13 protein-coding genes are annotated in these 14,601 nt (G+C 75.1%); 5 read left to right on the forward strand and 8 right to left on the reverse strand.

What is annotated here, in order from left to right; all coding sequences use genetic code 11:
- Positions 1-29: 29 nt before the first annotated feature.
- Together HL663_RS00690 and HL663_RS00695 are read right to left on the reverse strand one after the other, a co-directional pair.
- The gene (locus tag HL663_RS00690; protein WP_173026592.1) at positions 30-782 is read right to left on the reverse strand and encodes a ferredoxin reductase; all 753 of its coding nucleotides are present in this window, start codon (positions 780-782) and stop codon (positions 30-32) included.
- Between the two features lie 13 nt (positions 783-795).
- Positions 796-1,404 (reverse strand): sulfite oxidase-like oxidoreductase, encoded by a 609-nt coding sequence (locus HL663_RS00695; protein WP_173026594.1) that lies wholly within the window; start codon positions 1,402-1,404, stop codon positions 796-798.
- 358 nt (positions 1,405-1,762) lie between these two features.
- On the opposite strand from HL663_RS00695, the gene HL663_RS00700 reads away from it, so the two are divergent.
- From HL663_RS00700 to HL663_RS00720, 5 genes are all read left to right on the forward strand, one after another.
- A complete protein-coding gene (locus HL663_RS00700) occupies positions 1,763-2,542 on the forward strand; it encodes a zinc ribbon domain-containing protein (protein ID WP_173026596.1) in 780 nt (259 codons plus the stop codon).
- Between the two features lie 75 nt (positions 2,543-2,617).
- A complete protein-coding gene (locus HL663_RS00705) occupies positions 2,618-3,589 on the forward strand; it encodes an ABC transporter ATP-binding protein (RefSeq protein ID WP_216842640.1) in 972 nt (323 codons plus the stop codon).
- Entirely contained in the window at positions 3,582-4,487 is a 906-nt protein-coding gene (locus tag HL663_RS00710; RefSeq protein ID WP_173026597.1) for an ABC transporter permease subunit, read from the forward strand. Before HL663_RS00705 ends, HL663_RS00710 begins: the two co-directional genes overlap by 8 nt.
- Positions 4,484-5,398, forward strand: a complete 915-nt coding sequence (locus tag HL663_RS00715; RefSeq protein ID WP_173026599.1) for an ABC transporter ATP-binding protein — start codon at positions 4,484-4,486, stop codon at positions 5,396-5,398. Before HL663_RS00710 ends, HL663_RS00715 begins: the two co-directional genes overlap by 4 nt.
- Before the next feature lie 4 nt (positions 5,399-5,402).
- Entirely contained in the window at positions 5,403-6,110 is a 708-nt protein-coding gene (locus HL663_RS00720; RefSeq protein WP_173026601.1) for an ABC transporter permease subunit, read from the forward strand.
- 42 nt (positions 6,111-6,152) lie between these two features.
- Here the strand turns inward: HL663_RS00720 and HL663_RS00725 are convergent, their stop codons facing one another.
- From HL663_RS00725 to HL663_RS00750, 6 genes are all read right to left on the reverse strand, one after another.
- The gene (locus HL663_RS00725; protein ID WP_173026602.1) at positions 6,153-6,443 is read right to left on the reverse strand and encodes a hypothetical protein; all 291 of its coding nucleotides are present in this window, start codon (positions 6,441-6,443) and stop codon (positions 6,153-6,155) included.
- A gap of 234 nt (positions 6,444-6,677) precedes the next feature.
- Entirely contained in the window at positions 6,678-8,015 is a 1,338-nt protein-coding gene (locus HL663_RS00730) for a hypothetical protein (RefSeq protein WP_173026603.1), read from the reverse strand.
- A gap of 1 nt (position 8,016) precedes the next feature.
- Positions 8,017-10,437, reverse strand: a complete 2,421-nt coding sequence (locus HL663_RS00735) for a zinc dependent phospholipase C family protein (RefSeq protein ID WP_173026604.1) — start codon at positions 10,435-10,437, stop codon at positions 8,017-8,019.
- 76 nt (positions 10,438-10,513) lie between these two features.
- Positions 10,514-12,022: a carboxyl transferase domain-containing protein gene (locus HL663_RS00740; protein WP_173029918.1), complete on the reverse strand. Its 1,509-nt coding sequence runs from the start codon at positions 12,020-12,022 to the stop codon at positions 10,514-10,516.
- An 8-nt stretch (positions 12,023-12,030) separates the two neighbouring features.
- Complete coding sequence (locus HL663_RS00745; protein ID WP_173026605.1) at positions 12,031-13,227, reverse strand: CaiB/BaiF CoA transferase family protein; 1,197 nt, start codon at positions 13,225-13,227, stop codon at positions 12,031-12,033.
- On the reverse strand, positions 13,218-14,588 hold the full coding sequence (locus tag HL663_RS00750) for an SLC13 family permease (RefSeq protein ID WP_173026606.1): 1,371 nt from the start codon (positions 14,586-14,588) through the stop codon (positions 13,218-13,220). Before HL663_RS00750 ends, HL663_RS00745 begins: the two co-directional genes overlap by 10 nt.
- Positions 14,589-14,601: the final 13 nt, after the last annotated feature.

Below are 14,601 nucleotides of genomic sequence, written 5' to 3' on the forward strand. Positions count from 1 at the left end.
CTCGCAACCAGTCGGACGACAGGGGGCGGTCAGGAGGAGGGGCCGAAGCGCTCGGTGCGGATGGCGCCCGAGTCGTGCCCCTTCCCGATGAGGATGCCCGCCGCCGCCTCGACGAACCCCGACGGCCCGCAGACGTAGACGACCGGCGGCGCCGGGAAGGCGTCGACCGCCGGCAGGTCCTCCGGCCGCAGCCGCCCCGGCTCGCGCGCCTCGTCGGGCAGCCCGCCCCGGGTGTAGAGCCGGTCGACCCGTAGCCCCGGCGAGGTCCGGGCGAGCGCGAAGAGCTCGTTGGTGTAGATGACGTGGTCCGGCGTGCGCGCCGAGTACACGAGGTGGAACGGCTGCGTCGCACCGACGCGCGAGCGGTGGCGCACCATCGCCATGAGCGGCACGACCCCCGAGCCGCCGGCGACGAGGAGCACCGGCTCGGGCATCGACTCGTCCCAGCGGAACCAGCCGCCGATCGGGCCGCGCACCTCGAGCTCGTCGCCCTCGCGGGCCTCGCCGACGAGCCACGGCGAGACCTCGCCCTCGGTGACGAGCTGGACGGTGAGGACGAGCCGGCCGGTCTCCGGGGCCGAGGCCACCGAGTACGTCCGGGTCGCGGTGTAGCCGTCGTCGGCGGTGAGCCGGACGTCGACGTGCTGCCCCGCGTGGTGGCCCGGCCAGCCGGGCACGTCGAGCACGACGGTCCGCGCGGTGCGCGTCTCGAGCCAGGCGTCCTCGACGCGGGCGGGGTACCAGGGCATGGGCAGCGGCGGGGAGGACCACGCGACGGTCATCGGGGCACCGGCCTCAGTCGCCCACGTAGCGCTGCTCGCGCCACGGGTCGCCGTACTCGTGGTAGCCCAGCTGCTCCCAGAACCCCGGGGAGTCCTGCGCGAGCAGCTCGAGGCCGCTCACCCACTTCGCGGACTTCCAGAAGTAGAGGTGCGGCACGAGCAGGCGCGCCGGGCCGCCGTGCTCGGCTGCGAGAGAGGCGCCCTCGTACTCGGTGGCCACCCACGCCCGCCCGCCGAGCAGGTCGGCCAGCGGGAGGTTGGTCGTGTAGCCGCCGGTCGCGTGGGCGAGGACGTGCGTGGCGCCCTCGGTACCGACCCCCGCGGCCGACAGGACGGCCTCGACGTCGACCCCGCGCCAGGACGTGTCGAGCTTGCTCCACTTCGTCACGCAGTGGATGTCGGTGCGGACGTCCTCGACGGGCAGGCGGTGCAGGTCGGCCCACGACAGCCGCCCGGACGAGCCGTCGACCCCGGTGACCCGCAGCGTCCAGTCCTCGCGGCGCACGACCGGCGTCGGACCGGCCGACAGCACGGGGAAGTCGCGCTCGAGGTACTGGCCGGGCGGGATGCGGGGGTCGCCGCCGGAGCGCCGGCCGACGAAGCCACGGGTCACGATGTCCACGCCCCCATTCTCCCCACAGGGACGACCCGGCGGGCACCGTGACCCCCGGCGCCCTCCGCCGTGGGGCCACCGCCGGGCCGCCGTCGGGGCGCTGACGCGCGGCTGACCGAACCCTGACCGACTCCGGGAACTCTCCTGACCCTCGGCCCCCGGACCCCTGCCTAGCGTGGGCGAGCCGGTGGACGACGGGTCCGCCGGCGCCGGACGACCCCACCCACCCCGGGGTCGTCCGCCCTCGACGCGGCGGGTGGGTGCCTAGCCACCGGGGCCGTGGCACCCACCCGTCGTGCGCGTTCCTGAGCAGGCGCTGACCTCGCGATTTGGGGTCGGGAGCGGGCTCGTGGCTATCGTGGACGGGATGTCCACCCCCGGACGGGAGAGCCCCGTGACCTGCCCCGAGTGCGGCGCCACGGTCCACGCCGCGGACCGCTTCTGCGCCCTGTGCGGCACGACCCTGCCGCGCGACCACGCCATGCCGTCGAGCCCGAGCGCCGCCGACGAGCCCACGACCGAGCTGCCCGCCGTGGCGTCCCCGCCGCCTTTCGCGCCGGCCACCCGGCCCGTGCCCGCCGCCGCGCCCGCGCGCCCGGAGACCGACCTCGACGCGCTGCTCCCCTCCGCCTCCGCACCCGTCGCCGTGGCCGACCCTGACCTCGACGAGGCGCCCGCGGGTCCCCGCCGGGGCTGCCTCGGGATGGTCGCGCTCGGGCTCGTCGGGCTGCTCATGCTCGCCGGTCTGCTCTGGTTCTTCGGCAGCGACGACGACGGGGGCTCGCAGGTCGCGGCCCCGACCGTGTCGAGCTCGTCGTCGGCCTCGCCGGACGACACCGCCTCGCCGGACGCGTCGTCCTCGGCGGCGCCCTCCGACGGGCCGACGCCCACCGAGCGGGCGTCGACCGCGAAGCGCTGCGGCACCGTTGACGGCGCCACCGCGTGGAGCGGCAACGAGGTGACGAGCTGCGACTTCGCGACCGAGACGGCGCAGGCGCTCATGGCCTCCTCGGCCGACCTCCCGACCACCGTGACGGCCCGCTCGCCGGTCACGAAGCAGGAGTACGCGATGCGCTGCGAGAACACGACGCCGGTCGTCTGCCGCGGCGGCACGGACGCGCTCGTCTACGTCGACGTCCCGAACTGACCGCCACCGCACCGACACACCACCTCCACCTTCTCCTCACCCGCGCCTCCGGACCGCCCGGCTAGGGTGAGGAGGGTGGAGCCGGTGGTGCGCGCCGAGCACCTCACCAAGGACTACGGTGCGGTGCTCGCGCTCGACGCCCTCACCCTCGACATCGGGTCGGGGACGACCGGCCTCGTCGGGGCCAACGGCGCCGGCAAGTCGACGCTGCTGAAGATCCTCCTCGGGCTCGTTCCGGCGACCTCCGGGCGGGCCGAGGTCCTCGGCCACGACGTCACCACCGAGGGCGCGCAGGTGCGGGCCGCGGTCGGCTACCTGCCCGAGCACGACTGTCTCCCACCGGACGTCAGCGCCAGCGACTTCGTCGTGCACATGGGGATGATGTCCGGGCTGCCGCGCGTCGCCGCCCGCGAGCGCGCCGCCGAGGTGCTGCGCCACGTCGGGCTCGCCGAGGAGCGCTACCGCCCGATGGGTGGGTACTCCACCGGGATGAAGCAGAAGGCGAAGCTGGCCCAGGCGCTCGTCCACGACCCGCGCCTGGTCCTCCTCGACGAGCCGACGAACGGCCTCGACCCCGCGGCGCGCGACGAGATGCTCGGCCTGGTCCAGCGCATCGGGCACGACTTCGGCATCGCGGTCATCGTCACCTCCCACCTGCTCGGCGAGCTGGAGCGGGTCAGCGACACGGTCGTCGTCCTCGACGGCGGCACGCTGCTGCGGGCCTCGCGCACCGACGAGTTCCTCGACGCGACCGGCGCCCTCCTCGTCGAGGTGCTGGGCGACGACGGGCGGTCCCGGATGGCCGACGCCCTCGGCGCGGCCGGCGTGCCGGCGGCCGTGCGCGGGTCGATGCTCACGGTCGACGCCACGGCGGGCGGCGAGCGCGACGTCCGGGACGTCGTGCGCGACACCGCCGCCGCGCTCGGGCTCGGGCTGGTGCGGATGCAGGCCGACCACCGCCACCTCGAGGACGTCTTCGCGGACACCGCCCACGCCACCGACGTCACCGGCACCGCGGACGAGCAGCCGGAGGTGCCCCGTGGCTGACCGGACCGCCCCCGGCGCCGCGACCGACGGGGGCCGCAGCGTCATCCACGACCTCGGCTACCGGCCCTACACCGGGCCGCGCCTCGGCAGCGGGGCCATCGCGCGCTCGCTCGTGCTCACCGGGTTCCGCAACGCCTTCGGGCTCGGCCGCTCGGGCCGCTCCAAGGTGCTGCCCTTCCTCCTCCTCGGGCTCAACCTGCTGCCGGCGGTCATCGTCGCGGGCGTCCTCGCGTTCATCGGGCTGGACCGGCTGCCCATCGGGTACGCGCAGTACGCCTCCACGACCCAGGTGCTGCTCGGCGTGTTCGTCGCGTCGCAGGCGCCGGTCCTGTTCTCGCGCGACCTGCGGCACGGCACCATCGCGCTCTACCTCGCCCGGCCGCTGCCGTCCGCGGTCTACGCGGTCGCCCGGTGGCTCTCGCTGCTGCTCGCCACCCTCGTCTTCCTCGTCCTGCCCGTCGTCATCCTCTACGCGGCGGCGCTGCTCACCGAGCTCGACGTCGCGGAGCAGACGCGCCAGGCCGTCGTCGCGCTCGGGCTGGCGGTCCTCCTCGCGCTCTCGCTGGCCGGCGTCGCGGGCCTCATCGCGTCGTGGTCGACGCGGCGCGGCTTCGCGGTCGTCGCGACCATCGCCTTCCTCGTCATCGCCAACGGTGTGGTGACCGCGGTCCAGGGCATCGCCTCCGACGAGGGCCACGCGCAGGTCGCGGAGGTGGCCGGCCTGTTCTCGCCGTACTCGCTCTACCGCGGGCTGATGGGCGCCTGGACCGACGCCGAGACGCTCGCCCCGCCGACCGGCACGGGGATGGTCCTCGCGTACGTCACCGTGCTCGTCGGCCTGTCGGCCGCCTGCCTCGGCGCCCTCGTCCTGCGCTACCGGCGGGAGGCGAGCGCGTGAGCACGCTCGTCCTGGACCAGGTGTCGCGCTGGTACGGCAACGTCGTCGCCGTCAACGGCATCTCGATGACCGTGGGCCCCGGCATCACCGGGCTGCTCGGCCCGAACGGCGCCGGCAAGACGACGCTCATCGCGCTGATGTCCGGCTTCCTCGCGCCGTCGGCCGGCTCGGTGACCCTCGACGGCACGCCGGTCTGGCGCCGCACCGACGTCTACCGGCAGCTCGGGCTCGTCCCCGAGCGCGAGGTGAGCTTCGGCTACCTGACGGGCCGGCGGTTCGTGCTCGCCAACGCCGAGCTGCACGGCCTGCCCGACCCGGGCGCCGCCACGGAGCGCGCCCTCGAGGTCGTCGACATGGTCGAGCCCGCGGCCCGGCGCATCGGCACGTACTCGAAGGGGATGCGCCAGCGGGTCAAGCTCGCCTCCGCGCTCGTCCACGACCCGTCGGTGCTCCTGCTCGACGAGCCCTTCAACGGGGTCGACCCCCGCCAGCGCCTGCACCTCATGTCGCTGCTGCGCCGGATGGGCGCCGAGGGGCGCACGGTGCTCTTCAGCTCGCACATCCTCGAGGAGGTCGAGCAGGTCGCCCGCCAGATCGAGGTCGTCGTCTCGGGGCGGCACGCCGCGTCCGGCGAGTTCGGCGAGATCCGCCGGCTCATGACCGACCGGCCGGTGCAGTACGTCGTCGCGGCCGACGACGACCGCCGGCTCGCCGCCTGCCTCATCGCCGAGCCGTCCGTCGTCGCCGTGTCCCTGCGCCCGGAGGGCGGCGTCGCGGTGTCGGTCTCCGACTTCGGCACCTTCGCCGTCCGCCTCCCGCAGGTCACGCGCGAGCAGGGGCTGCGACTGCTCGAGCTCGCCCCCACCGACGACTCGCTCGAGAGCGTGTTCTCGTACCTGGTGGAGGGCTGACCCGGTGAACCGCACGCTGTTCCTCCTCTCGGCGCAGGCCGTTGTCGGCCGCCGGCGCGGTCTCGTGCTGCTGCTCGTCCCGCTGGCGCTCGTCGGCCTCGCGGTCGTCGTGCGCCTCCTCACCTCCGACGCGGTCGGCGTCGAGGCGACCGTCGGGCTCGGGTACACCCTCGCGCTGCCGCTGGTCGCGCTCCTCGCCGCCACCGCCGTCCTCGGCCCGGAGGTCGACGACGGCTCGATCGTCTACCTGCTCGCCAAGCCGGTCAGCCGGCACACCATCGCGCGGAGCAAGCTCGCCGCGGCCTGGCTCACGACGACCGTCCTCGGGGCGCTGCCCCTGGCCGTCGCGGCCCTCGTCCTCGACACCTCCCACCCCGGGCGGACGCTGGGCCTGGCCGCCGCGGGAGTCGTGGCCGGCACGGTCTACACGGCCCTCTTCCTCGCCCTCGCCGCGCTGACCCGCCACGCGGTCGTCGTCGGCCTGCTCTACACGCTCTTCTGGGAGGGCGTCATCGGGTCGGTGCTCTCCGGCGTCAGGTGGCTGTCGGTCGGGGCGTGGGGCCGCGAGGTCGGGCACGCCGTCGACGGCCTCGTCGACGCCGGGGGCACCGGCCTCGCCTACGCCCTCGTCGCGGCGGTCGTCGTCACCGTCGGCTCCGCGTGGTTCGCCGGCGACCGCCTCCGGTCGTTCACCCTCCGGGGCGACGAGTAGCCCTCCGGCTCAGGCGGGGACCTCGTCCGGGCGGCTGCGCGACTACTCGATGACCTCGGAGCGCGCCGGCGTCGTGGGCTCGGGGACGTCGGCGTGCTCCTCCGTGAAGGGCGAGACGACGTAGGGGTTGCCGGCCATCAGCTCGGTGACGACCGAGTCGACCCACGGCCCCGGCATCCCGACGACGCCCACGGCGGTCAGCCGCTCCGTGAGGCGCTCGGCCACGGCGGTCGGGTCGTCGTGCGGGCCCTCCTCGGCGAGCCGGTCGACGACCTCCTGCACGGCGAGGTCGTGCTCGCGGCGTTCGGCCAGGCGGTCGGCATCGGCATCCATCAGGTGGTTCCTCTCGGTACAGGGTCGTCCCGAACCTACGTCCGCTCCCGGCAGACCAACCGCGCTGCGGCCCACCGATGCCCCCGGCGTCGAAGGCTCTGGGCACGGCCGTCCTGCGGGTGACCTGCGCGGGTCCGGGTGCGGTCGCACGCGGAGCCGCGCAGGTCACCCGGAGAAGCGGACGGTCGAGGGCCCGTGCGGGGAGGGCGCTCCGCACCGGTGGGACGGAGGTCCTCAGCCGAGCAGCGCCAGCGAGTAGCCGCCGACCTCCTGCCGCTCGCGGTCGGTGTGGGCGAGCTGGAGCAGGTGGGCCGACGGGCCGCCCTCGGCGAGCGCCGCCGCGAGACCGCGGGCGGTGAGGTCCCCGACGTCCCACAGCCGCACGAGGCCCTCGAGCAGGGCGTCGCCCGGCTCGGCGTCGACGAGCACCCCGACCCGCTCGGCGTGCTCGCGCGCCAGCTCCTGCGCGAGGCGCGCGACGTCCGGTGCGTCCGCCGCCCGGCGGCGACCCCGCTGTGGCTTCTCGGCGTCCTTCTCGAGCATCCCGAGCTCGGTGGCCAGGGCGACGACGCGCTCGCTGTCGGCGAGGAGCCAGCCCCCGCGGGTGCGCAGCAGCGTCGCGAGGTGCTGCCCGGCCGGCGTGGCGACCCCGTGCCGCAGCGCCTTCGGCGACGGCGGGAGCAGCCGCTCCGGCACCCCGAGCTCGGTCTCGGTGTCGCCGAGGACGCCCCGGAGCAGCGGCCCGACGGCCGCGCCGCCGTGGAGCAGCTCGAGCGTGCCGGTCACCCGCGACCCGAGCGTCCACAGCAGCTGCTTGGCGTCGTCGTCCCCGGCGAGGACCGTCAGGTTGCGCTGCCCCACGTGCCGGTCGGCGTTGGCGTCGAGGACGCCCGACCACGGGTCCAGGGGGCACGACACCGACGCGAGCAGGCACTCGTGGCCGGTCAGCGACTCGGGGATGTCCCAGGTGCGGTCGAGCTCGACGACCGCCACCGCGCCCGGCCGGGTGCGGTCCTCGAGGGTGACCATCGCGCCGCCGATGAGCTGCGGCTGGTAGGCCGGCCCGGTGCCGCCGCCGAAGAACCCGGGGTCGACGAACCAGGCGCGCACGTGCACCCCGACCGCCGGCAGCAGCCCGAGGTTCCAGACGCGGACGAAGACGCGGTAGCGGCGGCCGGCGGTGGGGCTGCCGACGAGCTGCGACGGGTCGAAGGGCCCGGCCGACGCGGCGTCCATGAGGAGGATGTCGGGCGACTGCCAGCACGGCACCGGCGGCCAGACCGGTCGCGCCCCGCGGTCGCCCGGGCTCGCCGCGCGCAGCAGCAGGTAGGGGTAGACGTCCTCGCGCCGGGGCCGGTGCTCGCGCCCGATCCCGGCGGCGAGCTCGCCGGCCTCGTGCGCGAGGTGGTCCGAGGGCGTCCAGCCCTCGGCCAGGTCACCGCTCGGGCGTTCCGTGGCGCCCACGGCGCCGGCGGGGTCGGTGCCACGCTGGGCCGCGTCCTCCTTCTCGCTGAGGACGGGGTGCTGCTCGTCGTGGCCGTCGTGTCGCGGGCCGGTGGGGGTGGTGCTCATGTCATCGCTCCTCGCCGAGGTGGCGCTGCCACTCGAGGTCGGTCACGGGCTCGTGCTCGGTCGGCTTCCCGCAGCGCCGGGGGCCGGCGCCGGGGAGGTAGTGCACGTCGAGGTCGTGCGTCTCGACGTACCAGCGGCCCGGGTGCGTCGGGCAGTCGTGGTCGGCGTGGAAGAGCTGCGGTGAGGTGCACGGCATCCGGTAGCCGTAGTCCTCCGCGCCGACCGGCGTGATGTCGGGCACGCACGGGACCGTCGAGCGGTTCCAGTCCCAGCAGCGCCAGGCGTAGCCGCGGTCGGAGTCGAGGTTGAAGTCGGGGACGGAGAACTCCGGGGCGCCGCTCTCGGCGGCCATCCGGCCGACGAGGTAGAGGCCGTAGTCGACCGGCCCGCCGAGGTGCTCGTCCTGCGGGAGGCGCACGTCGAGCACGGCGGCGGTCTCCTCCGGGGTGGCGGCCGCCTCGAGGTCCGCCCGGGCGCCGTCGTCGCCGGTGACGCCGGAGAGCAGGACGGTCGAGTCCGAGCCGACGACGTACGGCCCGACGTGGGTCGCCGGACCCTCCTGCGCCACACCGACACCCGCCTGGTTGCGCAGTGGGTAGCGCCACGGCGCCACCCACTCGGACGGCTTGAGCTCGTCGCCGGGGGCGTCCGCCGCGTAGCGCAGCGGTGAGGTGAGGCCGAGCGCACCGGCGAGGTCCGGGCGGCCGATGGCCGACGGCAGGTCGCGCACGATGCCGCGCGGGTAGGCGTGGTCGAGCGCGTGCGCCGAGTGCGAGGTGAGCCGGCCGGACGGCTCGGTCACCGGCGGCGGGGCGGTCGGCAGGCCGAACGGGGCGTCGAGGGCGGAGGCGATGTCGTACGTGCCCTGCCGCCCGAGCGTCGTCAGGCCGGGGTTGACCTCCGACGGCTTGGGCATCGCGAAGCCCGACATCACGAGCGCCCGCCGGGCGAGGAGGTAGAGGTTCCAGGCGGGGACGATGACCGCCCAGTAGACGACCTCGCGCGCCGGGAAGGTCGCGACGTCGAGGATGAGCCCGGGCAGCACGGTGGCGAGCCAGAGCACCACCTGCGCGAGGTAGGCCGCCCACGCGAAGAGCGCGAGCAGGAGGTCCAGCAGGCTGAAGGAGTCGTCGTCGTCCACGTCGGCGCCACGGCTCGGGTCGTCGTCGATGCCGGACCCGCCACCCCCGGGCGGCGTGGGGAAGGAGTGGTCGGTGAAGACCGACGGCGGCGGGGGCAGCCGCAGGCTGATGGCGTCGCTGCCGGTCATCTTGAGGTAGCGGTAGACGATCTCCCACATCTCGCCCATCGCGGCCTCGTTGGGTCGCCCGTCGGGCTGCCCGGTGCCGGGGTCGGTCGCCGAGAACGGCGGGTCCTGGAGCAGGATGTGCGGGCCGTCGGCGCCGTAGACCTCGTGCATCGCGTCGAGGAGGCCCTCGACGAGGTGGCCCGGCAGGGGTCCGCTGTCGAGGTCGAAGAACGCCCGGCGGGCGGCGGTCGCCGTCGGGCCGTCGCCGTCGTCGTAGGCGGGCAGGCCGGCCCAGTGGTCGTAGGCCGGGGCGTCGTCGCGCCCACCGTAGGGGGCGTCGTCGCGGTGCCGGAAGGCGACCCGGAAGTGCAGCGCCGACGTGCCGTACTCGCCGTAGAGGGGGCCGGGGTGGCGGGCGTCGTAGTTCTCGGAGTCCATGTGGTTCTCGACGAGGTGGTGGCGCTGCCAGTGGTCGCGGTAGGGCCCACCCGACTTGGCGTTGGTGAACGGGTGGCCGGTGACGTCGGTGGCGCAGTGCGACATCCACCCGACGGCGAAGGCGATGCGTGCCTGCGCGTCCTGCCGCTCGGTGTCGGTGGTCGCGGCGGCGAGCGCCTCCTGCGCCTGCCCGAAGAGGACGAACGGGAACTGGTAGGTCCGCCGGTAGTGGAACATGTCCGACCAGTAGAAGGCGTCGTCCCCGTAGCCCTGCGGCACACCGGAGGTCAGCACGCCGAACCAGTCGCCCATCTCGGCGAGCAGGCCCTTGAAGGCCGACATGATCGCCGACGTCAGCTCGTCGAGGACCTGCGCCAGCTGCGTCGAGAGACCGCCCGTCAGCTGCGACGCGAGCTGCGCGTTGTTCGTCGAGATCGGGTCGATCCACTTCTCCCACTTCGAGACGAACTCGGCGTCGACGACCTCCCAGACGTCGAGCGCCCACTGCACGACCTGGCGGATGACCTGGCCGGTCGTGTCCTTGAAGTCGGGCAGCAGGTAGAAGAGGTCGGGGCCGAGGGCGCCGAGCGCGAGGTAGTTGCGCCACGTGTGGCAGTGCTCGCCGATGGCTCGGGCCTCGGGCTCGCTCACCGCGAAACCGGGTGGGACGGTGCCGTCCCGCAGCAGCCGGGCGGTGTCGTGCGCCGCCTCCAGGTGTACGTACCAACCGGGCATGCTCGCTCCTCTCCACCGACGACGTGTGCCGTCGGCGGGAGGAGGAGCGGAGCACCCCCGCTGATACCTCCGCGGGTCAGCCGGTGGGCTGCGGGAGCGCGGTCGCCGTGCCCAGCCGCGCGAACCGCCGCAGCCTCTCGGCCCGGCGCTCGGCGTCCGGCACCGCGAGGAGCGAGGCCAGCTCGTGCTCCAGGACGGCCCCGAGGCGCAGGCAGAACGCCTCGGCCTCGAGGGAGGCGTCCGGCCGCTCCGGGACGACGACGTCGACGACCCCGGCCCGCCGCAGGTCGACCGAGCGCACCCCCTGCGCCTGCGCCATCGCCGGGGCGTGCGCGGTGTCGCGGTGGACGATCGCCGAGGCGCCCTCGGGTGGCAGCGGCGAGAGCCAGCCGTGCCGGGCGGCGACGGTGCGGTCGGCCGGCACGAGCGCGAGGGCTCCCCCGCCGGTGCCGGGCCCGAGCAGGACCGACAGGGTGGGCGCCGACAGGTCGACGAGGTCGGCGAGACAGCGCGCGATCTCGCCGGCCATGCCGCCCTCCTCCGCCTCCTTCGACAGGGCCGCGCCCGGGGTGTCGATGACGGTGAGCAGCGGCAGCCGGAGCTCGCTCGCGAGGCGCATCCCGCGGCGGGCCTCGCGCAGCGCGGCCGGCCCCATCGGGCGCTCCTCCGTCTGCCCGCGACGGTCCTGGGCGAGCACGACGCAGGGCACCTCGCCGAAGCGCGCGAGCGCGAGCAGCAGCCCGGGATCGCGTTCTCCCGCACCGGTCCCGTTGAGCGGCACGACGTCCCGCGCGGCGTAGCGCAGGAGCCGTCGGATGCCGGGGCGCTCCTTGCGGCGCGAGGCGAGGACCGAGTCCCAGGCGGGTGCGTCGTCGTCGACCTCGTCGAGGCCGTCGGGCAGGGGCGGCACCGCCGGCGTCCGCGGCGCGGTGAGGACGGCGAGGGCGCGGTCGAGGACGTCGGCCACGCGCTCCGGCTCGAGGACGGCGTCGACGATGCCGTGCGCGAAGAGGTTCTCCGAGCGCTGGACCCCCTCGGGGAACGGGCGACCGTGCAGGGCCTCGTAGACGCGCGGGCCGAGGAAGCCGATGAGCGCCCCGGGCTCGGCGACCGTCACGTGGCCGAGGGAGCCCCACGACGCCAGCACGCCGCCGGTCGTCGGGTCGCGCAGGTAGACGAGGTAGGGCAGCCCGGCCGCCTTGTGTGCCGAGAGGGCCGCCGTGATGCGGACCATCTGGAGGAAGGCGACCGTGCCCTCCTGCATCCGGGTGCCGCCGCTCACCGGGGCCGCGAGGAGGGGCAGGCCCTCGGCCGTGGCGCGCTCGACCGCGCGGGTCAGGCGGTCGGCCGTCGCGACGCCGATGCTGCCGGCGAGGAAGCCGAACTCCCCCGCGACGACCGCGACCCGGCGCCCGCGCAGCAGGCCCTCACCGCTGACGACGGCCTCGTCGACCCCGGAGCGCTCGCGCGCGGCCTCCAGCGCCGCGGCGTACCCCGGGTCGGGGTGCACGTCGACGGGCTCGACGTCCCAGGAGCGCCACGACTCGGTGTCGAGGACGAGGTCGAGCAGGGCGCGGGCCGACATCCGGGTGCTCACGGCCGCTCCAGCCAGGCGAGGACCGTGTCGCGGTCGGCGTCGAGCACCGGCGGGGCGGTGTGCCCGGTCCGGGTGGTCTCGGCGCCGGCGGCGTCGAAGAAGCGCAGCGGCGGGCCGGGGAGCGTGACCGGGCCGAGCGTGGCGTGCTCGACGTCGACGAGGAGGCCCTGCGCCGCCACCTGGTCCCAGGCGTAGACCTCGTCGAGGGAGCGCACCCGGCCGGCGGGGACGCCCGCCTCGGCGAGGCGCTCGAGCAGCGACTCGGCCGCGAACGGCGCGAAGACGCCCTCGACCAGCTCCACCACCTCGGCGCGCCGGCCGACGCGGTCGGCGTTGGTCGCGAGCCCCTCGGTGTCGGGGTCGAGCCCGAAGGCGGCGCAGAACCGGCGCCAGAGGCCGTCGCTGCCGACGGCGATCTGGACCGCACCGTCGGCGCAGCGGAAGAGGCCGTAGGGCGCGATCGACGGGTGGTGGTTGCCCTGCGCGGTGCCGGTCTCGCCGGCGACGGTCTGCCGGGTGCCCTGGAAGGCGTGGATGCCGACGACGCCGGCGAGCAGGGAGGTGCGCACGACCTGCCCGCGGCCGGTGCGCTCGCGCTCGAGCAGCGCCGCGAGCACCCCGTAGGCACCCCACATCCCGGCGAGGAGGTCCGCGACGGGGACGCCGACGCGCTGGGGGTCCTCGGGCCCGGACCCGGTGAGCGACATCAGCCCGGCCTCGCCCTGGGCGATCTGGTCGTAGCCGGCCCGCCCGCCCTCGGGCCCGTCGTGCCCGAACCCGGTGATGCTGAGGACGACCAGGCGCGGGTTGAGCTCGAGGAGGCGTTCCATCGGGAACCCGAGCCGGTCGAGGACGCCGGTGCGGAAGTTCTCGACGAGGACGTCGGCCCGCTCGACGAGGGCGGTGAGGACCTCGCGGCCCTCGTCGGACTTCAGGTCGAGGGCGATCGACTCCTTGTTGCGGTTGCAGGAGAGGAAGTACGTCGAGACGCCCTCGGCGGCGGAGCGCGCCGGGCCGTCGGCCGTGACGAACGGCGGCCCCCATCCGCGGGTGTCGTCGCCGTGGCCCGGCGACTCGACCTTGACGACGCGGGCGCCGAGGTCGCCGAGCATCATCCCGGCGTGCGGGCCGGCGAGCGCGCGGCTGAGGTCGACGACGAGCGTGCCGGTCAGGGGCCCGGTGCTCACAGCCATCCCGGCACCACCAGCAGGCCCCAGGTGACGAGGGGGGCGACGACGACCAGGCCCATCCCCCAGCGCATGAGCTGGCGGAAGACGCCGTCGCGGTCCTTGGCCTCGGCGTTCGCGACGCAGAGGGCGCCGTTCGTCGAGAACGGGCTGATGTCGACGACCGACGACGAGATCGCGAGGGCGACGACGAGGCCGACCGCCCCGACCTGGCCGGTGAGGAGGAAGGGGACGGCGAGCGGGATGAGCGCGCCGAGGATGCCGGTCGTCGACGCGAAGGCCGACACGACCGCGCCGATGAGGCAGATGAGGAGCGCGGCGACGAGCGGCGCGCCGACCGCGGCCACCTGCTCGCCGAGCCACTCGACGGTGCCCTGGTCCTGGAGGAGCGAGACGTAGGTGACGATGCCGCCGACGAGGAGCACCGTGCCCCAGGCGATCTTGTCGACCGCGCCCTTGGCCGACTGCGGGAAGGCGAGGGTGAGGACGACCGCGACGCCGAGGGCGGTGAAGCCCACGTCGAACTTGAGCAGCAGCGCCGAGACCGCGAGGAAGGCGAGGCCGACGAGGGTGAGGATGCGCTCGGGGTTCAGGCGCGTGTCGTCGTCCGCCGGCTCGGCCGGGGCCGCCGAGGGGGCGCCACCGGTGCGGGCGTGGTCGACGGCCGACTCCGGGGTGCCGGTCACCGTCGTGCGGGTCGCGGTGCGGCTGGCGGCCATCGCCCGCTCGCCGATCTCGGACTCGGCGCCGGCGTCCTTGCCCCGGCTCATGAGCTCGCGGCCACCGAAGAGGACGAAGGCCAGCGCGGTGATGACGAAGCAGGAGATGACGGACAGCGCGAAGAGCAGCGCGGGGTTGCCCGGGAGGTCGTTGTCGGAGACGACGCCGTTGGTGATCGCGCCGAAGATGCCGATCGGCGAGAACGAGCCGCCGGTCGCGCCGAGCGTGATCGCCATGCCCATGAGGACGGGGCTGATCCGGTAGCGGGCCGCGAAGCCCATCCCGACGGGGGCCACGATGGCGACGGTCGCCGGGGTCGCGGCGCCGATGCCGGCGATGACGGCGCAGATGCCGAACATCGCCCACGGCACGAGGGCGACCCGCCCGCGGACGGCGCGCACGCTCGCGTGGACCATCCAGTCGACGGTGCCGTTGTTCTTCGCGAGCGCGAAGAGGTAGGTGACACCGACGAGGATGACGAAGAGCGAGGCGGGGAAGCCGCCGACGACCTCGTCCGGCCCGACGCCGAAGACGGTGACGCCCACGACGGCGGCCGACACGAGCGCGAGGGCGCCCATGTTGATCGAGCGCACCGTCGCGACGAGGAAGACGAGGGCGAGGACCCCCAGGGCGATGACGTCGTGCATGCGAGCTCCTTTG

The sequence above is a fragment of the Arthrobacter sp. NEB 688 genome, from assembly GCF_013201035.1.
In the GTDB taxonomy this organism is placed as follows: domain Bacteria; phylum Actinomycetota; class Actinomycetes; order Actinomycetales; family Dermatophilaceae; genus Phycicoccus.

Excerpts from the sequence above, each read along its gene's own strand:
- HL663_RS00735 (WP_173026604.1), bottom strand. The coding sequence starts at position 10,437 with ATGCCCGGTTGGTACGTACACCTGGAGGCGGCGCACGACACCGCCCGG.
- HL663_RS00740 (WP_173029918.1), bottom strand. The coding sequence starts at position 12,022 with ATGTCGGCCCGCGCCCTGCTCGACCTCGTCCTCGACACCGAGTCGTGG.
- HL663_RS00690 (WP_173026592.1), bottom strand. The coding sequence starts at position 782 with ATGACCGTCGCGTGGTCCTCCCCGCCGCTGCCCATGCCCTGGTACCCC.
- HL663_RS00725 (WP_173026602.1), bottom strand. The coding sequence starts at position 6,443 with ATGGATGCCGATGCCGACCGCCTGGCCGAACGCCGCGAGCACGACCTC.
- HL663_RS00700 (WP_173026596.1), top strand. The coding sequence starts at position 1,763 with ATGTCCACCCCCGGACGGGAGAGCCCCGTGACCTGCCCCGAGTGCGGC.
- HL663_RS00750 (WP_173026606.1), bottom strand. The coding sequence starts at position 14,588 with ATGCACGACGTCATCGCCCTGGGGGTCCTCGCCCTCGTCTTCCTCGTC.
- HL663_RS00745 (WP_173026605.1), bottom strand. The coding sequence starts at position 13,227 with ATGGCTGTGAGCACCGGGCCCCTGACCGGCACGCTCGTCGTCGACCTC.
- HL663_RS00730 (WP_173026603.1), bottom strand. The coding sequence starts at position 8,015 with ATGAGCACCACCCCCACCGGCCCGCGACACGACGGCCACGACGAGCAG.